Consider the following 23,875-nt stretch of genomic DNA (forward strand, 5'->3'; position numbering starts at 1 on the left):
GGATGCTGATGAGCAAGCCGACCGACGACGGCCTGGTGCTGCGCACAGCCCACAAGGTCGTCCAGATGGGCAGGACGGGCGGAGGCCCGTTCAAGAGCGCGCAGGCAGTGGCGCACGAGTGCCTCCTTGCTGCGAACGGCGACGTGGAGGAAGCGGTCCGACGCGCCATCAAGATCCACGTCCGCTACGCGACCACCGCGGGTGGAGCCACGGGGCTCGGCGGTGTTGCGGCCCTTCCGTTGCAGCTCTCGGCGGGCCTGGCCTCGTCGTACGTCATCAATGCTCGGATGACGCAGACGATCGCCCACCTGCGCGGCTACGACGTCGACAGCGACGAGGTTCAGACCGTCGTGCTGGCCACGCTGCTCGGTTCGAGCGGAGCAGCGGCCGTCCAGAAGACGGGCATCGAGATCGGCAACAAGACTCTCCTCGCCGCCGTCCACAAGGTGCCGGGTCGAGTCCTCATCGACATCAACAAGAAGGTCGGCTACCGCCTCTTCACGAAGGCCGGCGAGAAGGGGGTGGTGAACCTGACGAAGCTCGTGCCCTTCGTCGGTGCCCCCATCGGCGCGACAGCCGAGAACCTCACGACCAGGACCATCAGCCGCTACGCGCTCCGGAACTTCCCTGCACGGCCCCAGCCCGGGATGTGACCTCGCACCGTCACGTCACGTCGGTTCGCTGACGCTGTACTCGACGAGCGCATCGCGGAGGAGGCAGAGCGCAGGTCCGCTCAGCACCGAGCCCCTGACGCGCCGGCTCCCGCCCCGCCCGACGTTCTCCAACAGGGCCCACGTCGTACGGAGGACGGGCCAGACGTCGTCAGCCGTGATGGGAAGGCCGCCTTGGAATCTCCAGCCGAGTGCTGTCATGGTCTCGGCCACCAGGTGCATCTTCGTGTGGGCCGGGTCGTCGGCGAGGTGGATGAGCGTGACGACGGTGGCGTCGGAGTCGAAGTCTGCCTTCGACGAAACGAGCGTGTCGGCGAGGTGCTGCCACAACGCGACCGGGTCGTCGACCAGCGCCTTGCCCGTGCGCGTCAGGAGGAGGGTCTCCTTGTGCTTGCGCAATAGCCCTGCGGTTCGCATCATCCAGAGCCGGAAGGCATGCACAGGGTGCACATCGACCTCACGGTGCACGCCGAACATCCAGTCGTCCATCGACGGGAGCAGCCTCGCAAGCTCTCGGACGACGTCCGGCTTGAGGTAGCCCGCTTGCGTGAGCCGAAGGTCGCCGGTGGCAGCCCGGTCGAGCAGCCACTGGGTCGGAGCGAGGGCCTCCACGAGCGCCCGCCCGGTCGGGCTCGGGCCGACGTGCGGCACGACGTTCGAGAGACGTCTCATCAGATCCTGCGCGACCTCGGGTCCGGGTCGGGGCCGGGTGCTGAGACGCCCGAGAACGGACGAGACGCGAGGGTCGAGGCGGTGTCGGGTGTACTCCATGCTCACGACTTGCGGCGGCGGACGGGTGGGACGACGAGGTCCGGAACGGCTCGTTTCATGTACGCGTCGAAGTGCGGCACCGTGAACTCCGCGAGCCCGTGCTCGGGGGTGTAGAGCAGGCCCATGGAGATCAGCTCGGCGCGCGTCGGGGCCACCTGCGGAGAGGTTCGCCCCATGCGCTCGGCGATGTCGGCGCTGCGCTGTGGACCAGGACCGAGGTCCGCCATGGCGCGGAGGTAGGTGCGCTGCATCTCCGTCGACCGGTCGAGTCGGACGCGGAAGAACGACGAGTCCAGCTTCGCCTCGTAGAGCTCGACTGCGTGCCGGACGTCGTCGACCCCGATCGTGGGCCCTTGGGCATGCGGCCAGATCGCATAGCCAAGTTCTTGGATGAAGTAGGGATAGCCCTCGGTGATCTCGACGGCAAGGTCGAGTGCGTCGGCGGTGAAGTCGGCCCCCTCGTCCTGGGCGGGCGCCTGGAAGGCGAGGCGCGCGTCGTCGGCGCCGAGGCTGCCGATGGCTGGGAGCTTGAAGAGCCGCTCGGCGTAGGACTTCGCGTCTCCTGCGAGCTCCGCGATCTGCGGGAGGCCAGCTCCGACGAGGGTGATGGGTACCTCGCGCTGGACCGTCTTGTGCAGACCGGTGATGAGAGCCTCGAGTTGCGGTGTGGCGAGGAACTGGATCTCGTCGATGAGCAGCACCACTCCTCGTGACTGCGCCTGGGCGGCTTCACCCAGGGCGACGAAGAGATCCGCTACGTCGAGGGCGAGGTTGCCGTGGTCGGCTCGACCTTCGGCCGGGGAGACGTCCATGCCCGCCGTGATGGCTCCGGACTCGTCCACGGTGACGGTGAAGGAGGAAAGCACCGAGGCTGCGGAACGAATCCTGTCGCTCCATCGTGCCTTGGGAGAGAGATCGAAGAGCGCGCGGCGCATCTGCAGCGCGATCTCGCGACGGAAGTCGTGGTCCGAGTGTTTGCGCATCTCCATCTCCACGACCACCCAGTCAGCCGCGAGCGCCTTCTTGCGGAACTGGCCGAGCAGCGCGGTCTTGCCGACACCGCGAAGACCGGTGACGATCATCGACTGCTCGGTGCGTCCGCGCGCGAGGCGACCGAGCAAGAGCTCGAAGGAGGTCAGCTGGTCGTCGCGTCCGAGCATCACCTGTGGCTGCGCGCCGGCATTCGGTGTGTACGGGTTTCGGATGGGGTCCACGAGCCGCGCTCCTTTCTCATCTTAGGCAAGTTTATGTCATCGGCATAAACATGCCTAAGCTTGCTAACGGCTTGACGTGGCGGAGGAGAGGCGATGGACGGTCACGTGACCCTTCCCACCACCTCTTGCATAGATGAGGCTGTCCTAAGTTAGTGTGTCCTACGGCCTACGAGAGGACGTCACATGACCCTGCGCCCACGCTTCACCCTGCTCGCCGCCGCGGCAGCACTTCTGCTCGCCGGCTGCGGTTCCAGCTCGGGGGACGACGCAGCCTCCGGCGACGCCTGGACGTACGCATCCGGCGACGGCAAGACCTACACCGCCGACGAGGTGCCGACGCGGATCATCGCGCAGGGCGAGGCCGCGGCCGCGCTCCTCGCGCACGGGATCAAGCCGGTCGGCATCTTCCTCAGCCAGCCGCTGAAGGACACCAAGTCGCTGCAGGGCGCCGACCTCGACGGCATCGAGATCCTCGGCGAGACGTGGGGCAAGATCGACGCCGAGAAGGCCGCGGCGCTCAAGCCTGACCTCATCGTCAGCGGCTACTGGACCACCGAGAAGGCCTACGGCGGTCTCGAGAACGGCGTCGAGGAGTCGAGCAAGAAGGTCGCGAAGCTCGCGCCCGTCGTCGGCCCCGTCGCCGACCAGTCCGTCGAGCAGATGCTCGACGGCTTCGAGGAGCTCTCCGGCTCCCTGGGCGCCGACCTCGACTCCGAGGAGATCGTGGCGGACAAGGAGGCGTTCGAGCAGGCGCGTGAGCGGTTCAAGACGACGGTCGCCGAGGCCGACGGCCTCACCGCGATGGGCGTCTCCCCGGCCGACGACATCCTCTACGTGGCCGTGCCGAAGCACTCGGCCGAGCTGGCCGACTTCGCCCGCTACGGTCTCGACATCATCGTGCCCGACTCCCCGGACCCCGACTTCTCCTACTGGGAGAACCTGTCGTGGGAGAACGCCGACAAGTACCAGCCCGACCTGGTCCTCATGGACGACCGCACGCTCGAGCAGAGCACGAAGACCGCCGAGAAGCAGCCGACGTGGCGCAAGATCAAGGCGGTCGAGGCCGGCGCGGTCACCCCCTGGCCCGCCTACTGGATCAGCACCTACCGCGACTACGCCGATCAGCTCGACCAGCTCAGCGACGCCGTCGAGAAGGCCGACCCGGACCTCACGTGACCGCCACCGTCCAGCGTCTGCAGCACGTCGAGGCGCCCACCCCGCGGCACCGCTCCACCGTGGGGCTGGGGCTCGGTGCCCTCGTGCTCCTCGGCGTGCTCGCCGTCGTGATGTTCGTCAGCATCACGATCGGTGCGCGCGGCGTCGGCCTGCACACCATCTGGACCGCGTTCACCGACTACGACCCGTCGTCCGCGGAGCAGACGGTCATCCGGGAGCTGCGCGTGCCCCGCACGCTGCTGGGCCTGCTGGTCGGCGCCGGCCTCGGGCTCGCGGGCGCCCTCCTACAGGGCGTCACACGCAACCCGCTCGCCGACCCCGGGATCATGGGCATCAACATGGGTGCCGCCGCCGGCATCGTCGTCGCGGTCATGCTGTTCGACGGGATCAGCCAGTCCACGTCGGTGTGGGTCGGGTTCGCCGGTGCAGGCGTCGCGACCGTCGTGGTCTACGGCGTCGCATCGTTCGGCCGTGAGGGGGCGACGCCGGTCAAGCTCGCCCTCGCGGGCGCCGCGGTCAGCGCGTCGCTGTACTCCGTGACCACCGGCGTCACGATGAGCGACCTGCAGGCGCTCAACGAGCTCCGCTTCTGGCAGGTCGGCTCGCTCAGCGGACGCTACCTGCCGGTGCTGTCGCAGACGTGGCCGTTCCTCGTCGCCGGCATCGCCGTCGCCCTGCTGATGGGTCGCTCCCTCAATGGGCTCGCCCTGGGCGACGACCTCGCCGTCGCCCTCGGCCAGCGCGTGCGCCTGACCCGCGTCGTCGTGTTCGTGACCGTCGCGCTGCTCGGCGGCGCCGCGACCGCCGCCTGCGGGCCGATCGTGTTCGTCGGGCTCGTCGTCCCGCACATCGCCCGCGCCCTGTGCGGCCCCGACTACCGCTGGATCCTGCCGTACACGTTCCTGCTGAGCCCGATCATCCTGCTCTGCGCCGACGTGCTCGGGCGCGTGCTCGTCAGCCCCAGCGAGCTGCAGGTGGGTGTGGTACTCGGCGTCGTCGGCGCGCCGGCCTTCATCCTGCTGGTCCGACGCAAGGACCTGGCGCAGCTGTGAGCATCGTCGAGACGCCGCTGCGGCGTGCCGTCCGCGCGCAACGTCGCGCCCACCGCGCCCGCACCACGACCATCACCCTCGTGCTCGTCGCGGTGACCTTCGCGCTCTTCGTCGGCACGATGATGATCGGCAGCTACGTCCTGTCGCCGTGGGAGGTCATCGGCAGCGCGTTCCGGCTCACCGACGACCCCAGCGTCGACTTCATCGTCCTCGACCTGCGCCTCCCCACGGCGGCGACCGCGCTCGGATCCGGTCTGGCGCTCGGCGTGGCGGGCCTGGTGTTCCAGCGGCTGCTCGCCAACCCGCTCGCCTCGCCCGACTTCGTCGGCATCTCCGGCGGCGCGAGCCTCTTCGCGGTCTCGGCGATCCTGTTCACGGGGTGGGGCGCCGTCACGACGTCGGCGATGGCGCTGCTGGGGGCGCTGCTGGCCTCGATCGCGATCTACCTGCTCGCGTGGCGCGGCGGCATCACCGGCTACCGCTTCATCCTCGTCGGCATCGGCCTCTCCCAGCTGTTCACCGCGCTCACCGGCTACGTCATCGCCCGCGCCGACCTCAACGACGCGCGGGAGGCCATGACCTGGCTGGTCGGCTCCGTCGGCTCTGCCGGACCGTTCGAGCTGCGCACCCTGCTGGTCGCCGTGGCCGTGCTCCTGCCCGTCGCCTTCGTCCTCTCGCGCCGGCTCGGCGCGCTCGAGCTCGGCGACGACGCGGCGTCGGCCCTCGGCGTCCGGGTCGAGCGCTCGCGGCTGGGCCTGCTGGCGCTCTCGGTCGTGCTCGTCGCGCTCGCGACGGCCGCGGCCGGACCGCTGTCGTTCGTCGCCCTCATCGCAGGCCCCATCGCGGTCCGGCTGGTCGGCAACGCCGCGAGCCTGCCGGCGGCGGCGTTCGTCGGCGCCATCATCGTGCTCACGGCCGACCTCGTCGCCCAGCACGCACTGCCGGTCGCGCTGCCCACCGGCGTCGTCACCGGTGCCGTCGGCGCGCCGTACCTCATCTGGCTGCTCGCCACCGTCAACCGGGAAGGACGCGGAGGATGACCGACCGCACCAGCGACCGTCTGCAGGACGACAGGACCCACGACCTCAGGGCCGAGGACCTCACCCTCGGCTACGCCGACACCGACGTCGTGTCGCACCTGGACGTCCAGGTGCCGCCCGGCCAGGTCACGGTGATCGTCGGCGCGAACGCCTGCGGGAAGTCGACGCTGCTGCGCGGTCTCGCCCGGCTGCTCAAGCCGCGCACCGGCACGGTCCTGCTCGACGGCACGTCGGTGCACGACCAGCGCCCCACCGACGTGGCACGCGTCGTGGGACTGCTGCCGCAGACGCCGGTCGCCCCCGACGGGATCACGGTCGCCGACCTGGTCGGCCGGGGTCGCTACCCGCACCAGGGCTGGTTCCGGCGGTGGAGCGCGGAGGACGACGCGGCCGTGGCACAGGCGCTGGAGGCCACCGGCACCGCCGAGCTCGCCGACCGGCAGATCACGGCGCTCTCGGGCGGCCAGCGGCAGCGGGTGTGGGTGGCGATGGCGCTCGCGCAGGACACCGACCTGCTGCTGCTCGACGAGCCCACCACCTACCTCGACATCAACCACCAGGTGGAGCTGCTCGACCTGCTCACCGACCTCAACCGCGAGCACGGCAAGACCATCGCGATGGTCCTGCACGACCTCAACCTCGCGTTCCGCTACGCCGACCACATCATCGCGATGAAGCACGGCGCGATCGTCACGCAGGGGCGCCCGGCCGACGTCATCGACGCCGACGTCGTCGAGGACGTCTTCGGCCTGGCCTGCCAGGTGGTGCCCGACCCGGTCAGCGGCACGCCGCTCGTGGTGCCGCGCAGCCGCCACCACGTGCGTGCGCTGACGTCGGAGGCGGAGTCGCCGGCGGCCGTCTGACGTTCGCCTGCTCTCCACCCGATCGTCATGCGACGGGCCTAGCGTCGCGCGCATGCCTGGACTCCGTGAACGTCTCGCCCGGCGGATCTGGACGCCCCCGCCCCCGCCGCGTGACCCGGAGCTGGTCGAGCTCGACCGGCTCCGCGACGAGTGGAAGCAGGGTCCGGTGCGCGACGAGCGCATCAACGAGCACCTCGCCCTCGTGCTCGAGAAGGCGGGTGTCACGGGTGGTCGGGTGCTCGAGATCGGTGGCCGCGCCCACCCACGGGACCGCGTGTTCGACGCGGAGCGTTTCGAGTACCTGAACCTCGACCTCGCCGAGACGGGGCCGGGCGTCATCCTCGGCGACATCACGCACTGCCCCGAGATCGCGGACGGCTCGTTCGACGTGGTGCTCAGCGTCGACGTGTTCGAGCACATCGACCGGCCCTGGCTCGCGGGCGAGGAGATCGTGCGGATCCTGCGACCCGGCGGCCTCGTGTACACCTCGACGCTGTTCAGCTGGCGCTACCACCCGTGCCCGATCGACTACTGGCGGTACACCCCCGAGGCGCTCGAGTCGCTGATGCGCGGCACCGAGACCCTCGACATGGGCTTCGATACCACCGAGCGTCGTCGCGACGTGCGCAAGAAGGCCGCGGAGGACCCGATGCCCTACGACGCGCTCGGTGGCTGGCGCGAGAACGTCCGCGTGTTCCACGCAGGCGTCAAGCGCTAGGCCCTGCCGGCCGCCTGGTCGATCCCCAGCCGCGAGTGGCGGCGTCCGTACACGAAGTAGAGGACGACGCCGAGCACCATCCAGACACCGAAGCGCAGCCACGTCTCGACCGACAGGTTGACCATCAGCCACGCGCACGCCGCGATCGACAGGATCGGGATGATCGGCACGAGCGGCACGCGGAAGGCGCGGTCGAGCTCGGGGCGGGTGCGGCGCAGGACGATCACGCCGGCCGAGACCACCACGAAGGCGAACAGCGTGCCGATCGAGACCAGCTTGCTGAGCTCGTCGAGCGGGACGAAACCGGCGAGCACGGCCACGAACGCACCCGTGATGATCGTGATCTTGTAGGGCGTGCCGAAGCGGGGGTGCACCTTCGCGAGCCCCTGCGGCAGCAGACCGTCGCGGGCCATGGCGAACAGCACGCGCGCCTGCCCGAGCATGAGCACGAGCACGACGGTGGTCAGCCCCGCGACGGCGCCGACGGAGATGATCTTGCTGGCCCACTCCAGGCCGTTGGCCGAGAACGCGGCGGCGAGCGGCGCGCCCGTGTTCATGCGGTCGTCGCTGTACTTGAGCATGCCGGTGACGACGAACGCGACGGCCGCGTACAGCACGGTGACGATCGCGAGGGAGCCGATGATGCCGCGGGGCATGTCACGCTGCGGGTTCTTGGTCTCCTCCGCCGAGGTCGCCACGATGTCGAAGCCGATGAAGGCGAAGAACACGACCGACGCGGCGGCGATGATGCCGTAGATGCCGAAGACAGTGGGCTCGATGCCGAAGATGGACTGCAGCAGCGTCGAGTCGAGGCCGGAGCCGACGTCCTTCGGGTCCGCGGGCTGCGAGCCGGGCACGAAGGGGCTGAGGTTGGCGGCCTTGACGAAGAACAGGCCGGCCACGATGACGAACAGCACGACGGCGACCTTCACGACCACGAGCACGCCCGTGAACCGGCCGGACAGCTTGGTGCCGAAGACCGCGAGCGTGGTCAGGCCGACGACGATGGCGATGGCGGCGATGTCGGGCAGCGCGTCGCCGCCGGCGAGCCACGACGGCAGGTCGAACAGCTCCTGCAGGTACGCCGACCAGCCCCGCGACACGACGGCCGCGCCGAGCGCGAGCTCGAGCACCAGGTCCCAGCCGATGATCCAGGCGATGAACTCGCCCAGCGTCGCGTAGGAGAACGTGTAGGCGCTGCCCGCCACGGGCACCGTCGACGCGAACTCCGCATAGCAGAGGGCGGCCAGGCCGCACACGACGCCGGCGATCACGAAGGACAGCACGATGGCCGGGCCGGCGTTCTTGTGCGCCTCCTGGCCGGTCAGCACGAAGATGCCCGTGCCGATCATGACGCCCACGCCGAAGACCGTGAGGTCCCAGGCGGAGAGGTCCTTCTTCAGGCGGTGGTCGGGCTCGTCGGTCTCGGCGATCGACCGTTCGACGGTCTTCGTGCGGAAGAGGCTCACCGAAGGATCGTGCACCCGGCCGCGGTGTGACGCAAATTTCCCGGTCCGCCCCCGTGACCGCCGTCCGTCCTAGCGGCGGCGCCTGAAGCCGTGGTGGGCCTTCGTCGGCTCGCCCCGCTCGAGCCGCTCCGCCGCCTGCGCGATGTTGCGCTGCATCGAGCCGAACACGATGCCGTGGAACGGCCAGACCGCCCACCAGTACGCGTGGCCCAGCAGACCGCGCGGGTGGAAGAGCGCACGGTGGTGGAACGTGGTCGTGCCGCCGTCGGTGGAGCCCACCTGCAGCTCCAGCCAGGCCAGGCCCGGGACCCGCATCTCCGCCCGCAGCCGCAGGAACGTGCTGTCGTCGGTGGCCTCGACGCGCCAGAAGTCGAGCGCGTCGCCGACCACGAGGTCCCGGTCGTTGCGTCGACCGCGCCGCAGCCCGGGACCGCCCACGAGCCGGTCCATGAGACCGCGGATCCACCAGGCGAGCGGCCAGGAGTACCAGCCGTTGCGCCCGCCGATGCCCTCGATGATCGTCCAGAGCGACTCCGGGGACGCGTCGACCTCACGGGTCCGCTCGTCCTTGTACAACGAGCCGCCCGCCCAGTCGGGGTCCGACGGCAGGGGCTCCGACGGTGCGCCGGCGGTCGCCGCCGACGACCAGCGCGTGGGCACGTCGAGGTCCTGGATCTTGGTGAGCGCCAGCTCGACGGCGCGGTCGAAGCCGATCAGTCCGTCGGGCGGGTCGGGCACGTACTGCGCGACGTCCTTCTCCGAGGCGACGACCGTGTTCTTCAGCGACTCCACGAGCGGTCGGGCGATGCTCGCGGGCACGGGGGTGATGATGCCGACCCAGTGGCTGGACAGGGTCGGTGACAGCACGGGCACCTTGAGCACCGTGCGCCGCGGGAGCCCGGCGACCTTCGCGTAGCGCTGCATCATCTCGAGGTAGGTCAGCACGTCGGGGCCGCCGATGTCGAAGCGGCGGTTCACGTCCGACGGCATGTCGGCGCTGCCGACGAGGTAGCGCAGCACGTCGCGGACGGCGATCGGCTGGATCCGGGTGCTCACCCAGCGCGGCGTCACCATCGCCGGCAGTCGTTCGGTCAGGTACCGCAGCATCTCGAACGACGCCGAGCCCGAGCCGATGACGACGCCAGCCTGCAGCACGGTCGTCGGCACGCCCGACTCGAGGAGGACGTCGCCCACCTGCTGGCGCGAGAGGAGGTGCTCGCTGAGCTCCTCGCCCTCGGGCACCATGCCGCCGAGGTAGACGATGCGTCGCACGCCGGCGTCCTTCGCGGCGCGGGCGAACGACTCGGCGATGCGTCGCTCGGTCTCCACGAAGTCGTCGCCGGTGCCGATCGAGTGCAGCAGGTAGTAGAGGACGTCGACGCCCTGCATCGCGCGGCGCACGTCGTCGTCGGACGTGGCGTCGCCGGGGACGATCTCGACGCGGTCGGCCCAGTCGTGCGCCTCGGCCTTCTCGGGGCTGCGGACGAGGACGCGGACGTCGTGTCCCGCGTCGAGCAGCGGGGGCACGAGGCGTCCGCCGACGTAGCCGGTCGAACCGGTGACGAGCGAGAGGGTCATGCCTCCATCGTCGGCGAGCCGACAGGTCGGGGCATCCCGAGTCGGTGCGGTCAGCCCGCCCGGTGCAGCTGCTCCACGTCGTCGTAGGCGAACCGGTTGGGGAACTCGAGCGGACGGGTGGGCCGGCCCGACGGCTCCGCGTGGTCCGGGTGCTCGACGGCCTGCGCGCAGCGCCGGTTGCCGCAGTCGTTGCGGCGCACGAGCCGGTCACCGACGATCGAGGCGAGGTAGTGCCCGTGCTCGTCGACGACGTCGGTGCCGTCCCACGGGATCCACCCGACCCAGCGTCCCGACGTGTCGAAGACGTGCTCGTCGTCCCAGGACCGTCGGAAGGCGATCACGTCGCCGTCGAGGTCGTAGAGGTACTCGCTCATGGGTTCAGCTCCCGAGATCCAGCTGGTTCCGTCGTGATGACGACGGTAGAACGGCCAGGTCATGACGCGGGGAGAACCCGCCGAAGATGATCCGGTCGGACTAGTTCGGCAGGATGGGGTCATGAGCGACACGCATCGTCAGGTCGGCCTCGAGCGACTCGGCCGGGGCCGCTACCGCGTCACGAACGCGCGGGGCGGGGAGATGGTGATCGGCGACGGCGCGAGCGACGACTTCACGCCCGTCGAACTGCTGCTGGCCGCCGTGGCCGGCTGCACGGCGATCGACGTCGATCTCCTGACCACCAAGCGCACTGAGCCCGAGCGCTTCTCGGTGACGTCGGCGGGGGAGAAGGTGCGCGACGACGACGGCAACCGGATGCAGGGGCTGACGGTCCGCTTCGACGTCGCCTTCGGGGACGACGAGGCCGGCCGCGCCGCGACCGAGCGGCTCCCCGACGCGATCCGCCGCTCCCACGACCGTCTGTGCACGGTCAGCCGCACGGTCGAGCTGGGCACACCGGTCGACACCCAGTAGGCGCGCCTCCGGTCAGGTCAGGAGGTAGTAGGCCCCGGTGGCCGCCGCGACTGCGGCCTGGCGGAAAACCTGAGACAATGCCCAGACTCGCGTCCTGCCCGGACCGAGACGCCAGGGAGTGTGCTCGTGGGGTGTGCAGGATGTCGCGACGACGTGGAGTCGCTGGACTTCACGATGGCCTTCCAGCCGATCTTCGACGCCGAGCACGGGCGGGTGTGGGGGCACGAGGCGCTCGTCCGCGGCCCCGGCGGTGAGTCGGCGATGTCGGTGCTCGGTCAGGTCACGGACCGCAACCGGTACCGGTTCGACCAGGACTGCCGCGTGCGGGCGATCGAGCTGGCGGCGCGGCTGTTCCCCGCGGAGGACGACCTGAGGCTGTCCATCAACTTCATGCCGCGGGCGGTCTACGAGCCCGCCGCCTGCCTGCGCGCCACCCTCGCTGCGGCGGCTCGCGCCGGGTTCCCGCTGAGCTCCCTCGTCTTCGAGCTCACGGAGGACGAGCGGGTGGAGGACCCGGAGCACCTCGTGGCGATCGTCGACGAGTACCGACGCCAGGGGTTCACCATGGCCGTTGACGACTTCGGTGCCGGCCACGCCGGGCTCACCCGCTTCGTCGACCTGCGCCCGGACCTGGTGAAGGTCGACATGCACCTCGTGCGCGGGATCGACGCCGACCCCTCCCGCCAGGCGGTCGTGGGTGCGGTGGTGGGCATGGCCTCCGCGCTCGACGTCGTCGTGCTGGCCGAGGGAGTCGAGACCGAGGCCGAGTACGCGACCCTCCTGGACCTCGGCGTCCCCCTGTTCCAGGGCTACTGGTTCGGCCGCCCGACGCTCGAGGCGCTCTCGCCCGTACACCCGCGGGCGCAGGTCGTGGCGGCGGCCGCGGGCTGACGTCCCGTCAGTCGCGGCTGGCGCGCACCCCGAGCTCGACCGCGCGAGCCACGAGCCCGAACCCCAGCCAGACGAGTCCTGCCACGGCGGCGACGCCTGCCACGTAGAGGACCGGCCAGGTCTGCGTCGCGATCGCGACGGCGCCTGCCACGACGGCGACGGCCAGCAGGCCGGCACCACCGACGACGGCACGCGCGACGGAGCGGCGGGGCTCGGGGCTCATGCGCCGACCGTCGCACGGCCGGCAGTGCCCGGCATCTCCTAGAGTCGCTTGCTCGCGTCGTGCGGACCCTTCGGGTCGACCCAGAAGTCGAGCGCGAGGTCCTCCTCGCGACCGCCGTTGAGGTAGCCGGAGAAGTCGGTGACGCCCTCGGCCTCCAGCACGTCGTCGTCGATGAAGAAGTTCCCCGTGCACTCGCGGCTCGGGCGCGTGAGGACCGCGTAGGCGGCGTCGGCCATGATCGCCGGCGTCCGCGAGCTCGACTCCAGGCCCGGGCCGACGACGTTGCGCACCGCGGCGGTGTCGATGGCCGTGCGGGGCCAGAGCGAGTTGCAGGCGATGCCGTCGGCGCGCAGCTCCTCGGCCAGGCCGAGCGTCACGAGGCTCATCGCGTACTTCGCGATCGCGTAGGCCGTGAACGTGCCGAACCAGCGCGGGTCGGTGCTGATGGGCGGGCTGAGGGTGAGGACGTGCGGGTTGGCCGACGCGCGCAGGTGCGGGATGCACAGCTTCGAGAGCAGGAAGGTCCCGCGGGCGTTGATCTGCGTCATGAGGTCGTACTTCTTCATCGAGATGTCCTCGGTGCGGGACAGGTCGATCGCGCTGGCGTTGTTCACGACGAGGTCGATGCCGCCGAACGTCTCCACGGCGCGGGCGACCGCGTCCTCCACGAACGCGTCGTCGCGGACGTCGCCGACGAGCGGCAGCGCGCGACCGCCGGCCTCCTCGATCGCCGCCGCGGCCGTGTGGATGGTGCCGGGCAGCTTCGGGTGCGGCTCCGAGGTCTTCGCGAGCAGGACGACGTTCGCGCCGTCGCGGGCCGCGCGGACGGCGATCGCCTCCCCGATCCCGCGGCTTCCGCCGGACATGATCATCGTGGTTCCGGCCAGGGTCATGGGTGCCTCCGTGGTGGTCCGCCGTCATCGGTAGCCTGCTGGGGGGAACAGGAACAGTCAAGGCTGATGGTTTCTCAGGAGGCGACGTGGAACGACCCGCGTGGTTCGACGAGGCCCTCGCCTGCGCGCCGGAGCACGCGTCCGTCGAGGTCGACGGCGCACGGATCGCCTACCGGGCGTGGGGTCCGGCCGACGCACCCGTCACGGTGCTCGTCCACGGCGGTGCCGCGCACGCGGGCTGGTGGGACCACGTCGGGCCGCTGCTCGACGCACCGTCGTCGCCGCACCGCGTGGTCGCGCTCGACCTCAGCGGCCACGGCGACAGCGACCACCGCGACGTGTACACGCTGGAGACCTGGGCCGACGAGGTGGTCGCGGTCGCGGCCGACCAGCGCAGCCCGTCGCCGCCGGTCGTCGTCGGGCACAGCATGGGCGGCTTCGTCGCCCTGACCGCCGCGCGCGACCACGGGTCCTCGCTCGCCGGTGCGGTGGCCGTCGACTCGCCGGTGCAGGAGATGTCGAGCGAGACGCGCGCGTGGGTCGCGTCGGGCCGCGGGCTGCCGCCGCAGAAGGTCTACCCCGACCTGCCCACCATCCTCAGCCGGTTCCGCACGCTGCCCGCCGACGACGCGACCCTCGACTACGTGCACGAGCACGTCGCCCGCGCGTCGGTCCGGGAGGTCGAGGGCGGGTGGAGCTGGAAGTTCGACCCCCGGATCTTCCTGCGCTCCCGGATGGAGCCCGAGGAGCTCGCCGAGGCCGACTGCCCGGTCGCGCTCCTGCGCGGCGACCGCGGCATGGCGACCACCGACATCACCGACACCGTGGCCGCCCGGCTCGGCGGGCACGTGCCGGTGACGGTCGTGCGCGACTCCGGGCACCACGTGATGCTCGACCAACCCCTCGTCCTCGCCGCCGTGGTGCAGGCGATCACCGGAGAATGGAGACGACCGTGACCGACCCCGAGTCGAGCCCCGACACCGAGACCGAGCTGCTGCTCGACGACGCAGAGGGCGTCCTCACGATCACCATCAACCGGCCGCAGGTCATGAACGCCGTCGACGGCGCCATGCTCGCGCGGGCGGCGGAGGCGGTCGAGACCACCGACGCCCGCGTCGTGGTGGTCACCGGTGCCGGCGCGTCGTTCAGCGCGGGCGCCGACCTGCGCCGGCTCAAGCACGGCGGCACGCACGAGAACGGCAACCGGTTCGTGCGGGCGATCGTCGCGACCGAGCGCCCGGTCGTCGCAGCGGTCAACGGGCCGGCCGCCGGGATCGCGATGTCGGTGGCGCTCGCGGCCGACGTCACCGTCGCGCACGAGTCGGCGTACTTCCTGCAGGCCTTCGTCAACATCGGGCTGATGCCCGACGGCGGCGCCACCGAGCTGCTGGCGGCGTCCGTGGGTCGCGCGCGGGCGGCCCGGCTGTCGCTGCTCGGCGAACGCCTCCCCGCGACCCGGGCGGCCGAGCTGGGGCTCATCGACCGGTGCTGCGGCGACGACTACGCCGACCATGTGGCCGAGCTCGTCGCGAAGCTGGCCGGCGGGCCGACCCGCGCCTACGCCGCCACCAAGCAGGCCATGAACGCGAACACGCTGTGGAACCTCGACGAGACGCTGGAGCGCGAGCTGCGGCTGCAGCGCGAGCTGGCCGACACGGCCGACTCCCAGGAGGGCATCCAGGCCTTCCTCGACAAGCGCCCCGCCCGGTTCGAGGGCCGATGAGCGCGCCGATCGACGTGCTGGAGGGTCTGCTCGCGGACCGCTGGAGCTGTCGCGGGTACACCGACGAGCAGGTCGACACCGCCACCATCGAGCGGCTGCTGACCGCGGCGCAGCGCACCCCCTCGTGGTGCAACACGCAGCCCTGGCACGTGGTCGTGACGGCCGGCGGCGAGACCGAGCGGCTCAAGCAGGCGATGGCCGAGGACGAGCGCTTCGGGCCCGACCTCGCGTTCCCGCCGGCGTACGAGGGCGTCTACGCGGAGCGTCGGCGCGAGTCGGGCTGGCAGCTCTACGAGGCAGTCGGCGTCGTGAAGGGCGACCGGGCCGGTTCCGCCGCCCAGACCATGCGCAACTTCGAGTTCTTCGGCGCCCCCCACGTCGCGATCGTGACGACCACCCGCTCGCTCGGCGTGTACGGCGCGGTCGACTGCGGGCTCTACGTGCAGTCGTTCCTGCTCGCCGCCCAGGCGCTCGGCCTCGGCGCGTGCGCGCAGGCCGCGCTCGCCATGCGCTCGGAGCTGCTGCGGGAGTGGTTCGAGCTCGACGACGACCGCCAGGTGGTCTGCGGCATCTCCTTCGGCCACCCCGACCCCGACCACCCCACCGCCTCCTACCGCACCACCCGCGCCCCCCTCGACCAGGCCGCCGACCTGCGCCTCTGACACGTCTAGCAGAGGGAAGCCGACGTGGGGGGCAGAAGAGGGACGCGGCCGGACTCGAGGATCGAGGATCGAGGTGAGACTTGTGACCTTGGGTCCGTCGTTCGTCGAGCAGCGGCTGACGAGTGCCAACTTCTCAGGGCTGCGGTCGTCGGGATTCGTGTCGCAGGGGTCGACGTTCGTGGGGTGCTCGTTCCGTGGGGCGACGTTGACCAGGGCGTCGATGGGTGCGGGGACGTCGTTGTCGATGTACGTCGACTGCGATTTCACAGGTGCCCCCTTGTCCTTCGTTCCGGGTGGGCTGGTGCGGTGGGAACGGTGCGTGCTGGACGAGGTGACGGTGCGGGACTGGTTCGCGACGGGGTGGGAGCCGGTGGGCTGCCGGTTCGTTGGCGTGGTAATGAAGGCCGTGCTCCATGGCCGGGTCTCGGAGCACGAGCAGCAGCTGCTCGGCAGGAGCGTCAACGAGGTCGTGGACAACGACTTCTCCGGTGCTGCGCTGCTGGATGTGAGCCGCCGGGCTGGCGTCGACCTGCATCGTCAGGTGCTGCCGAGTGGCAACGGCTACGTCTACCTCGAAGACGCGGGGGCAGCGCTTGCCTCGGGCGAGGCCTTCGTCGCGTCGCTTGACGAGCGGGTACGACGATCCGTCGCCTCGATGCTCACGATCCTGCGTGAGGATGTCGAGGAGGGGCAGGAGCCGCTCTTCTTCCCCCTCGACGACTTCTCGGTTGCCGACCGGTCGGTCCCGGAGGGTTTGGTAGGAGCTATCCGCGCGACATCTTGAGGCTACGCCCAGACCGCATACCGAGCTGGCGCGTGGACTCCTCCTGGGCCGAGGCCGTTAGGATGGCGTTCAAGGCTGCGCGGTACGTGGTCAGGTCGAACCCGCGTCTGGCTCCGTTCTCGCGGGCGTTCCAGCGTCCGGCGCGTCCGCGTCCGCCGGTGGTGCGCAGGAGTGACGTAGCAGCTGGATCGACGGTGCGGTGCTGACCTAACCAGCGGAGCGCCGCCGCGTGACGTGACGTGGTGCCCGGGGGCACCGCCATGGACGGTGAGGGTGTCGGGTCGTCGGCCTAGGATGCCGGCGTGGACTTGATAAATTGGTTGTTCGTTCCACTGTCCACACTGGCAGTGGTCACCATCCTCCTGCTGGTGGTCTTGGGCGGAATCGTGGTGTTTCCTCGGAACTGGGATGCTGAGCTACGGCATGCGGCCCGCGATGAAGTTGAACGGCGCTTCGCGAGTCTCGGCCCACGATCTCAAAGTGATCTCATTGCCGCCGACCGGCTCGTCGGCCCTGAACGCGAGCTTGGTGGGCCGAACGAAGAGGCGGCAGATCTTCTCCTTTCGACGGTGCTGGTCCTCACCGGCAGGTCAGACCGGGAGAAGGTCGACGAGGAGCTGGCCGCTCTTCGGTCGAGGCTGCAGGACTCCGCTCTGATGCGGCAAGCGCAGCTCGTGGCCAATGTGTCGAGCATTCGGATCGCGAGCTTCGTATGGCGATTCTGCGACTGGCTCAACCGGTCTCTTTTCGTCTTGTCGGGCTTCGTGTGGTTCTTCCCGAAGTCTCTCCCGCTCCTCTCCAAGCACCTCCAGAAGAACAGCGGAGTACTAGCCGTGAGTGGGCTTATCGCTGGGGTTACCTGGGCAGCCCTCACGCGTGCGATGACTCCGGAGCGGGTCTCGTTCGATTGGGTGGGGCTCGTCGGTGATGTTGCGCTGGTCTTCGCGCTCGGAGGTATCGTCGCGGCGGTCCTCGGGCTCTACCGAGCTGTGCTTGTCTCACAGTTCGGTGCACCACATCAGTGGACGAGACGTGGCATGATCACCGGCGTCATCTTCCTTGCGGTCGTCGCGACAATGGTCGGGTTGTACACGGCGGGGTTTCTCTCGCAGTGGCAACGCGGCGTGGCTCACTGGGCGCAAGAGATCGAGATCGCGGACAGTATCGCGCGATGGGCCGGCGGGGCCGCGGTTACGGCGTTTACCGTCTATCTGCTCAGCAACTGCTATCGGTGGGTTCGCATGCCGGGACTGAGCCTCAGCGACCGGCTCTGGATCGTGACGGGTGCGCCACTGGTGCTCCTCATGCTCGTCCTCATCGTGCTGTTCACCATTGATGTCCCCACAACAGGGCTCGGTTGGCTCTTCACATTCACTACTTGGACGCTCGCGATCCTGGGTGGCGTTGCGAGCGCTACAGCGACTTTCGAGTGGATTCAGAAGTATCGTGCACTTCGCGACATCGGTCATCTTGTGCCGCGCAAGGGCTTCAGATGGTGGGCGCTTACCGCTTGGGCAACGATCAGCATCACGCTCGCCGTTGTCTGGCCGCTTCTCATGACCGCCGACCTACGTACAGCAACGCCAGCACTGGTCATTCCGCCGGCGGTGCTGCTCGATGCCGTCGCCGCCATGTGGGCGCTTGCGTTCTTTCCCGGCGCGATCGTCACGGCCTTGTACGTCCATCGTGTTGCGAAGGCGTACGACACGATGCGTTTCAGCCTCGCGCCGACCCACCCCCTTTTGAGCAGATCGGGCGAGCCTCACCCTGACGCTTCGCCCGTCTCCTCGGATGAAGACGACGACCTGCCTAATCCCGAGGAAGACGACCGCCCCAGCAGGTGACTTTTGCTCACTGCCTTCGGATTTTCGCACTTCTCGCACACAACGAACTCTTCCTTGTGTCGTCGCGTCATTGCCACGCTTTCGGGGCTGTGCAGCCCGTCAAGGCTGCGGCGTCAGCGAGCGTGACGGCGATGATCACGGACCGGCGTCTGGGTGTCATGCCTTGAAGGAGGAGCGACTGAACCCTCTTCGTCGGACCGCCACGACCGTCAACGTCCCCAGGGACAGCTGGTCGGTCGCCGTGGCGGGAACATGCCCACGCAGTGCAACCGGGGGTTTCCCGGAGATCAGTCCCGAGCGACACCGCTGGTGTCGCAGTTTTCTGGAGCCGCGGCGATTCTGCTGTCCGCGCGGCGGAGCGGCGCGATGGTGCGGGCGCCTTCTCCTTCCACGCGCGGCGGGAGAGTCTCTCCGGACGTTCCGCTTGCGGTGTCCCCCATGGACGCAGCGGCCCACTCCGAGGTGTGCTCCGCGGCGGTCGGCATGATCTCGGCAACCTGCCAACGCAGTGCCTGCCTCGCCGGAGGACGATCATCGTGCGGTGACGGAAACGCTCGAAAGGGCAGAGGTGGAGAGACGCTGGCACGACGACGTCGGGGTGCCAATGCCGTCGTGATTCGTCCGGACGAGAGGCAGGCGCCGCGCGGTAGGGCCCTGACATCGGGTTGAGCGGGCCTGGCGACGTGGCCGCCGTCAGCCGCGGAGGGCGCCGACGCCGAGGACGGCGGCGAGGCCGAGGGCGGAGCGGGGGTGATAGGCGGCCGTCCAGAGCCCGCCGTGGGCGGCGCCGCGCGCCTCGTCCCTCCACGGCTCGGCCTCCGGGGCCAGGCCCGCCCGCAGGTCGTGCACGAGGAGCGCCGCCATGAGGGTGTTCGACGTCGCCGGGTCGAAGACCTCGACGCCGAACCGGTGCGCGCCGGCGTAGGCGGCGGCGAGCGCCTTGTTCTTGACCACCGACCGCGTGCGCGTGGCGGGCGCGACGTTCAGCGACACCGTGGTCCCCGCGGCACGAGCCGCGGTGGCGCGCCAGCGCTGCACGCGCTTGGCCAGCGCGTAGTTCGGGCCCTGCTGAGGCACGAGCGCGTCGCACAGCCCGGGGTCGGCGCCCGGCGGGTAGTTGCGCTGCAGCAGCCGTCCGCCGCTCACCACCCGGGTCGCGTGCCGGGCCACCCGCCCGACCCGACCCTTGCGGTACGCCTCCTGCGACCGGGCCACCTCCTCGGCCGGCACCGCGAAGACGTCGGTCGGGGTGGCGAGGAACGCCAGCGCCGTCCCCGGGTGCTCCGCGACCAGGTGCGCGGCCAGTGCGTCGGCAGCCATCGACACCCGCACGTGCATCCCGCCGTCGGCGTAGCAGTAGTTGCCGAGCACGACCCGCGACGCACCGGCGAACGAGCCCAGCCAGTGCGCCACGGCGGGCAGCTCGCGCACGAGGTCGGCGCCGACGTCGGAGCCGCCGTCGCCGCGTCCGCTCGTCACGATCCGCGTGGGCACGTGCACGCGCCCCGCGCCACGCGTGGCCACCGTCGCGATGCGCTCCTGCACGTCCGCGCGGGGCAGGTCGAGTGCGACGACCTCGGCACCCCAGCGCTGCAACGCGCGGTACGGGCCCATCTCGGCACCCGCGCCCAGCACCGCCACGACGTCGCCGTCGAGCCGCAGCCAGTCGGGGTTCGCGTGCACCCGCCGCACGGCCTCGGCGCACGAGCCCGTCACGACGCCGCGCTCGACCCACGCGTCCAGCTGACGGAGCAGGGCGTCGCCGCGGAGCCGCTCGCCGCGGTACGGGAGCGTCAGCTCCGTCTCCGGCTCTGCCTCGCCCTCGAGCGTGGTCGTGTGGAGCACCTGGTCGAGCGGGGCACCGGTGACGGCCTCGTCGAGGTCCGCGTCGCCGAACCGCATCGCCGCGTGCGCACTGCTCAGCCCGGCGGCGGCGATGGCGCGCGCGGCCGTCGCGTCGCCGATCCCCGCCTCGACGGCCCGACGGAAGTGCTCCAGGTACTGCCGGCGCCAGGCGGTCTCGCGCTCGACGGCGCGCGAGCCGACCGGATCGGCCTCGCGCAGCGCGTCCGCGAGCACCTCCCGGGCCGTCGCCGACGTGCTTTCGGAACGGAACGCGACTCCCTCGTGCGTGCTCATGGCACCACCCTAGGAACCCTGCAAGGGCAGGGCAGAACGGGCATCGACGGTAACTGGGAGTGACGTACCAGGTTGCTCATCCGCGGACCCCTTGAACAATTTTTTCCGTGAGCACCCATCCAGACGGCGACGGGCCCCGAATCAGGGGCATGAGCGAGACAACCACCGCAGCATCCGCCACCCGGGCCACCGCCCCGTGGTGGACCGGCGCGCTGTCGGGACTGCTCGCCGCGGTCGCGGGCGTCGCCCTCGGATCGGGTGTGGCGACGCTCCTCGGCGTTCCGACCCCGATCGAGTCGGTCGGCAACCGGGTGATCGACCTCGTCCCGAGGCCGCTCAAGGAGTTCGCCATCGAGCAGTTCGGGACGAACGACAAGCCCGTGCTCATCGGCAGCGTCGCCGCGACCCTCCTGGTCGCCGCGGCCGTCGCCGGTTGGTTGGGCCTGCGACGGCCGCGGCTCGCCCTCGGCATCACCGCCCTGCTGGGCCTGGCCGCCTTCGTGACCGCCGCTCTCGACCGCACGTCGACCGCGAACATCGTCGTCACGGTGATCCCCTCGCTCGTCACGCTGGCCGCGAGCCTGCTGCTGCTGGCCCGTCTGCTCAAGGCGCTCGAGCTGTCCCGCAAGGTCGGCGACGAGACGCCCGCCGGCTTCGACCGCCGTGCGTTCCTGCAGGCCGTGCTCGTCGCCAGCGCCGCGATGGCGATCGGCGGCGGCGTGACCCGGTTCCTCGGCTCGTCCGCCGCGAAGGACTCCCGCGCCGGCGTCAGGCTCCCGCAGCCCGCCACCCCGGCCGCCGCCGTGCCCGCCGGTGCCCAGGCCAATGTGAAGGGCATCAGCCCCTACGTCACGCCGAACCGCGACTTCTACCGCATCGACACCGCCCTGCGCGTGCCGCAGGTCCCGGCCGACACCTTCAACCTGCGCATCCACGGCATGGTCGACCAGGAGCTCAACCTCTCCTTCGAGGACCTGCTCAAGGAGCGTCTGGTCGAGAACCGGATCACCCTCACCTGCGTCTCGAACGAGGTCGGCGGCCCCTACGTCGGCAACGCCGCCTGGCTCGGCGTGCCCGTGGCCGAGCTGCTCGCCCGGGCCGGCGTCAAGGACGGCGCCGACGCGGTCAAGACGACCAGCGCCGACGACATGACCATCGGCACGCCCCTAGAGGCGCTCACCGACACCGGGCGCGGCGCCCTGATCGCCGTCGGCATGAACGGCGAGCCGCTCCCGCTGGAGCACGGCTTCCCGGTGCGCATGGTCGTCCCCGGCCTCTACGGCTACGTCTCCGCGACCAAGTGGCTGGTCGACATCGAGGTCACGAAGTTCTCGGACTTCAAGGCCTACTGGTCGACCCGCGGCTACTCCGAGGAGGCGCCTATCAAGCTCTCCTCCCGCATCGACGTGCCGAAGGCGTTCGAGGCCCTCCCGCGCGACAACGTCCGCATCGGCGGCGTCGCCTGGGCCCAGAGTGTCGGCATCGAGCGCGTCGAGGTGAAGATCGACGAGGGTGACTGGCAGGACGTCGACCTCGCCGCCCAGGACAACGTCAACACCTGGCGTCAGTGGTCCTGGACGTGGGAGGACGCGACTGAGGGCACCCACCAGGTGACCGTCCGGGCGACCGACGCCGACGGCACCACACAGACTTCCGACCGTGTGCCCATCGCACCGGACGGGTCGACCGGCTGGCACAACGTCAGATTCCGCGTCGAGTAGCAGGACGACACACCCAACCAAGGAGAAGAAACATGCGCACGACCACCAAGAGCAAGAGCCTCGCGATCGCAGCCGTGGCCTCGCTGTCCCTGTTCACCGCGGCCTGCGGCTCGTCCAGCGACGACAACGCCTCGTCCGACAGCGAGTCCTCCTCGACCCCGTCGTCGGAGGCCGCGTCCGACGCCGGTTCCGACCTCGTCGGCCCGGGTTGCGCCGACTACGCCAAGGCCGTCCCGGACGGCTCGGGCTCGGTCGAGGGCATGGCCCAGGACCCGGTCGCCACGGCCGCCAGCAACAACCCGCTGCTGAAGACGCTCGTCCAGGCCGTCTCGGGCCAGCTCAACCCCGACGTGAACCTCGTCGACACCCTCAACGGTGGCGAGTTCACGGTGTTCGCGCCGGTCGACGACGCGTTCGCCAAGCTGCCCGCCGACACGGTCAAGACGCTCGGCACCCCCGAGGGCGCCAAGACCCTCGAGTCGGTCCTGACCTACCACGTCATCCCCGGCCAGATCGCGCCCGACGAGATCGACGGCACGCACAAGACGGTCAACGGCGCCGACCTCGAGGTCACCGGCTCCGGCGACGACATCAAGGTGAACGGCAACGCCGCCGTCATCTGCGGTGGCGTCAAGACCGCCAACGCCACGGTGTACCTGATCGACTCGGTGCTCATGCCGCCGGCCAGCTGATCCAGGCATCCCTCCGGTCGCGAGGCCCGGCTCCCCTCTCGGGGGGGTCGGGCCTCGCTCCGTCGGTGGGCGCGGCGCGCCTCCTGGTTCGCCCGTAGGCTGCTGACGTGCGGACACCTGGGACCCGGCTCGCGGACGAGTTCGACCGCGCTGCCCCACGCTACGACCTGCTCACCGCCCTGAACCCCGGCTACCACGGCGCCCTGCGCGACGCGGCCCGCCAGCTCGTGGCCCGGCTGCCCCGTCGCGAGACCTGGCCGACGCTGTGGGACCTGGGCTGCGGCTCCGGGCTGTCCACGCGGGCCCTCGTCGACGCCGCGGGACGCGAGGCGCGGATCGTCGGGCTCGACGCGTCCGCCGGCATGCTCGCCGAGGCGCAGGAGAAGACCTGGCCCGAGGGTGTCCGCTTCGTGCAGGCCCTCGCCCAGGACCTGCCCGAGGTCGCGCGCCTGCACCTCGACGGCCCCGCCGACGGCGCGCTCGCCGCCTACCTGCTGCGCAACGTGCCGGTCGACCAGCGCGACGCCACCGTCGCGGCGATCGCCGACCAGGTCCGTCCGGGCGGCTGGATCGCCCTGCAGGACTACCACGTGAAGGGCTCCCCGGCCGCGCAGGCGGTGTGGAGCGCGGTCTGCTGGGGCGTCGTGACGCCGCTGTCCGTCGCGGTGCGCGGCAACCCCGCGATCTACCGGTACCTGTGGCGCAGCGTGCTGGAGAACGACTCGACCGCCGAGCTGCAGGCCCGGCTCGAGCGGGCCGGGCTGACCGACGTCACGTGGTCGACCGCCGGCGGGTGGCAGCACGGCATCCTGCACACCGTCCTCGCCCGCAAGCCGCTCTGA

24 protein-coding genes are annotated in these 23,875 nt (G+C 70.6%); 16 read left to right on the forward strand and 8 right to left on the reverse strand.

Going from position 1 to position 23,875, the window contains the following annotated elements; all coding sequences use genetic code 11:
• Nucleotides 1-8: 8 nt before the first annotated feature.
• The gene (locus tag AC3WRM_RS08765) at nucleotides 9-653 is read left to right on the forward strand and encodes an EcsC family protein (protein WP_492247872.1); all 645 of its coding nucleotides are present in this window, start codon (nucleotides 9-11) and stop codon (nucleotides 651-653) included.
• Nucleotides 654-668: 15 nt separating this feature from the next.
• Here AC3WRM_RS08765 and AC3WRM_RS08770 read toward each other — a convergent pair whose 3' ends face one another.
• Both AC3WRM_RS08770 and AC3WRM_RS08775 read right to left on the reverse strand, forming a co-directional pair.
• On the reverse strand, nucleotides 669-1,343 hold the full coding sequence (locus AC3WRM_RS08770; RefSeq protein ID WP_492247871.1) for a hypothetical protein: 675 nt from the start codon (nucleotides 1,341-1,343) through the stop codon (nucleotides 669-671).
• A gap of 101 nt (nucleotides 1,344-1,444) precedes the next feature.
• A complete protein-coding gene (locus tag AC3WRM_RS08775; protein WP_492247870.1) occupies nucleotides 1,445-2,656 on the reverse strand; it encodes a DUF8462 domain-containing protein in 1,212 nt (403 codons plus the stop codon).
• 183 nt (nucleotides 2,657-2,839) lie between these two features.
• Here AC3WRM_RS08775 and AC3WRM_RS08780 point away from each other — a divergent pair, with 183 nt between their 5' ends.
• From AC3WRM_RS08780 to AC3WRM_RS08800, 5 genes are read left to right on the forward strand one after another with little or no spacing between them, the layout of a single operon-like run.
• A complete protein-coding gene (locus AC3WRM_RS08780) occupies nucleotides 2,840-3,832 on the forward strand; it encodes an ABC transporter substrate-binding protein (RefSeq protein WP_492247869.1) in 993 nt (330 codons plus the stop codon).
• On the forward strand, nucleotides 3,829-4,884 hold the full coding sequence (locus AC3WRM_RS08785) for a FecCD family ABC transporter permease (protein ID WP_492247868.1): 1,056 nt from the start codon (nucleotides 3,829-3,831) through the stop codon (nucleotides 4,882-4,884). Before AC3WRM_RS08780 ends, AC3WRM_RS08785 begins: the two co-directional genes overlap by 4 nt.
• Complete coding sequence (locus tag AC3WRM_RS08790; RefSeq protein WP_492247867.1) at nucleotides 4,881-5,924, forward strand: FecCD family ABC transporter permease; 1,044 nt, start codon at nucleotides 4,881-4,883, stop codon at nucleotides 5,922-5,924. The genes AC3WRM_RS08785 and AC3WRM_RS08790 overlap by 4 nt, the downstream gene beginning before the upstream one ends.
• Entirely contained in the window at nucleotides 5,921-6,787 is an 867-nt protein-coding gene (locus AC3WRM_RS08795; protein ID WP_492247866.1) for an ABC transporter ATP-binding protein, read from the forward strand. Before AC3WRM_RS08790 ends, AC3WRM_RS08795 begins: the two co-directional genes overlap by 4 nt.
• Nucleotides 6,788-6,839: 52 nt before the next feature.
• A complete protein-coding gene (locus AC3WRM_RS08800) occupies nucleotides 6,840-7,505 on the forward strand; it encodes a class I SAM-dependent methyltransferase (protein ID WP_492247865.1) in 666 nt (221 codons plus the stop codon).
• Here the strand turns inward: AC3WRM_RS08800 and AC3WRM_RS08805 are convergent.
• The 3 genes from AC3WRM_RS08805 to AC3WRM_RS08815 all read right to left on the reverse strand — a co-directional run bounded on the left by AC3WRM_RS08805 (nucleotide 7,502) and on the right by AC3WRM_RS08815 (nucleotide 11,049).
• The gene (locus AC3WRM_RS08805; RefSeq protein WP_492247864.1) at nucleotides 7,502-8,974 is read right to left on the reverse strand and encodes an amino acid permease; all 1,473 of its coding nucleotides are present in this window, start codon (nucleotides 8,972-8,974) and stop codon (nucleotides 7,502-7,504) included. The two genes, AC3WRM_RS08800 and AC3WRM_RS08805, sit on opposite strands and share 4 nt — an antisense overlap.
• Nucleotides 8,975-9,043: 69 nt before the next feature.
• Nucleotides 9,044-10,552 (reverse strand): SDR family oxidoreductase, encoded by a 1,509-nt coding sequence (locus tag AC3WRM_RS08810; protein WP_492247863.1) that lies wholly within the window; start codon nucleotides 10,550-10,552, stop codon nucleotides 9,044-9,046.
• Between the two features lie 50 nt (nucleotides 10,553-10,602).
• Nucleotides 10,603-11,049 carry a 4-fold beta flower protein gene (locus AC3WRM_RS08815; RefSeq protein ID WP_492270920.1) on the reverse strand — a complete coding sequence of 149 codons (447 nt, stop codon included), beginning with the start codon at nucleotides 11,047-11,049 and terminating at the stop codon, nucleotides 10,603-10,605.
• Here AC3WRM_RS08815 and AC3WRM_RS08820 point away from each other — a divergent pair.
• Both AC3WRM_RS08820 and AC3WRM_RS08825 read left to right on the forward strand, forming a co-directional pair.
• Nucleotides 11,048-11,461, forward strand: coding sequence for an OsmC family protein (locus AC3WRM_RS08820; protein WP_492247861.1), 414 nt, complete (start codon nucleotides 11,048-11,050; stop codon nucleotides 11,459-11,461). The two genes, AC3WRM_RS08815 and AC3WRM_RS08820, sit on opposite strands and share 2 nt — an antisense overlap.
• A 153-nt stretch (nucleotides 11,462-11,614) precedes the next feature.
• A complete protein-coding gene (locus AC3WRM_RS08825) occupies nucleotides 11,615-12,352 on the forward strand; it encodes an EAL domain-containing protein (protein ID WP_492247860.1) in 738 nt (245 codons plus the stop codon).
• 7 nt (nucleotides 12,353-12,359) lie between these two features.
• Here the strand turns inward: AC3WRM_RS08825 and AC3WRM_RS08830 are convergent, their stop codons facing one another.
• Both AC3WRM_RS08830 and AC3WRM_RS08835 read right to left on the reverse strand, forming a co-directional pair.
• Nucleotides 12,360-12,575: a hypothetical protein gene (locus AC3WRM_RS08830; RefSeq protein WP_492247859.1), complete on the reverse strand. Its 216-nt coding sequence runs from the start codon at nucleotides 12,573-12,575 to the stop codon at nucleotides 12,360-12,362.
• Nucleotides 12,576-12,613: 38 nt separating this feature from the next.
• Nucleotides 12,614-13,468 carry an SDR family oxidoreductase gene (locus tag AC3WRM_RS08835; RefSeq protein ID WP_492247858.1) on the reverse strand — a complete coding sequence of 285 codons (855 nt, stop codon included), beginning with the start codon at nucleotides 13,466-13,468 and terminating at the stop codon, nucleotides 12,614-12,616.
• 86 nt (nucleotides 13,469-13,554) lie between these two features.
• Here AC3WRM_RS08835 and AC3WRM_RS08840 point away from each other — a divergent pair, with 86 nt between their 5' ends.
• From AC3WRM_RS08840 to AC3WRM_RS08860, 5 genes are all read left to right on the forward strand, one after another.
• Nucleotides 13,555-14,424 (forward strand): alpha/beta fold hydrolase, encoded by an 870-nt coding sequence (locus tag AC3WRM_RS08840; RefSeq protein WP_492247857.1) that lies wholly within the window; start codon nucleotides 13,555-13,557, stop codon nucleotides 14,422-14,424.
• The gene (locus AC3WRM_RS08845; RefSeq protein ID WP_492247856.1) at nucleotides 14,421-15,191 is read left to right on the forward strand and encodes an enoyl-CoA hydratase-related protein; all 771 of its coding nucleotides are present in this window, start codon (nucleotides 14,421-14,423) and stop codon (nucleotides 15,189-15,191) included. Before AC3WRM_RS08840 ends, AC3WRM_RS08845 begins: the two co-directional genes overlap by 4 nt.
• Nucleotides 15,188-15,853: a nitroreductase gene (locus AC3WRM_RS08850; protein WP_492247855.1), complete on the forward strand. Its 666-nt coding sequence runs from the start codon at nucleotides 15,188-15,190 to the stop codon at nucleotides 15,851-15,853. Before AC3WRM_RS08845 ends, AC3WRM_RS08850 begins: the two co-directional genes overlap by 4 nt.
• Nucleotides 15,854-15,926: 73 nt before the next feature.
• On the forward strand, nucleotides 15,927-16,637 hold the full coding sequence (locus AC3WRM_RS08855; protein ID WP_492247854.1) for a pentapeptide repeat-containing protein: 711 nt from the start codon (nucleotides 15,927-15,929) through the stop codon (nucleotides 16,635-16,637).
• A gap of 302 nt (nucleotides 16,638-16,939) precedes the next feature.
• The gene (locus AC3WRM_RS08860; protein WP_492247853.1) at nucleotides 16,940-18,481 is read left to right on the forward strand and encodes a hypothetical protein; all 1,542 of its coding nucleotides are present in this window, start codon (nucleotides 16,940-16,942) and stop codon (nucleotides 18,479-18,481) included.
• Between the two features lie 693 nt (nucleotides 18,482-19,174).
• Here the strand turns inward: AC3WRM_RS08860 and AC3WRM_RS08865 are convergent.
• On the reverse strand, nucleotides 19,175-20,620 hold the full coding sequence (locus AC3WRM_RS08865) for a hypothetical protein (protein WP_492247852.1): 1,446 nt from the start codon (nucleotides 20,618-20,620) through the stop codon (nucleotides 19,175-19,177).
• A gap of 149 nt (nucleotides 20,621-20,769) precedes the next feature.
• Here AC3WRM_RS08865 and AC3WRM_RS08870 point away from each other — a divergent pair, with 149 nt between their 5' ends.
• The 3 genes from AC3WRM_RS08870 to AC3WRM_RS08880 all read left to right on the forward strand — a co-directional run bounded on the left by AC3WRM_RS08870 (nucleotide 20,770) and on the right by AC3WRM_RS08880 (nucleotide 23,875).
• On the forward strand, nucleotides 20,770-22,341 hold the full coding sequence (locus AC3WRM_RS08870; RefSeq protein ID WP_492247851.1) for a molybdopterin-dependent oxidoreductase: 1,572 nt from the start codon (nucleotides 20,770-20,772) through the stop codon (nucleotides 22,339-22,341).
• 32 nt (nucleotides 22,342-22,373) lie between these two features.
• Complete coding sequence (locus tag AC3WRM_RS08875; RefSeq protein WP_492247850.1) at nucleotides 22,374-23,033, forward strand: fasciclin domain-containing protein; 660 nt, start codon at nucleotides 22,374-22,376, stop codon at nucleotides 23,031-23,033.
• A 107-nt stretch (nucleotides 23,034-23,140) separates the two neighbouring features.
• Nucleotides 23,141-23,875 carry a methyltransferase domain-containing protein gene (locus AC3WRM_RS08880; RefSeq protein WP_492247849.1) on the forward strand — a complete coding sequence of 245 codons (735 nt, stop codon included), beginning with the start codon at nucleotides 23,141-23,143 and terminating at the stop codon, nucleotides 23,873-23,875.

Source organism: Aeromicrobium sp. EU05-FHT14F07, from assembly GCF_058790455.1.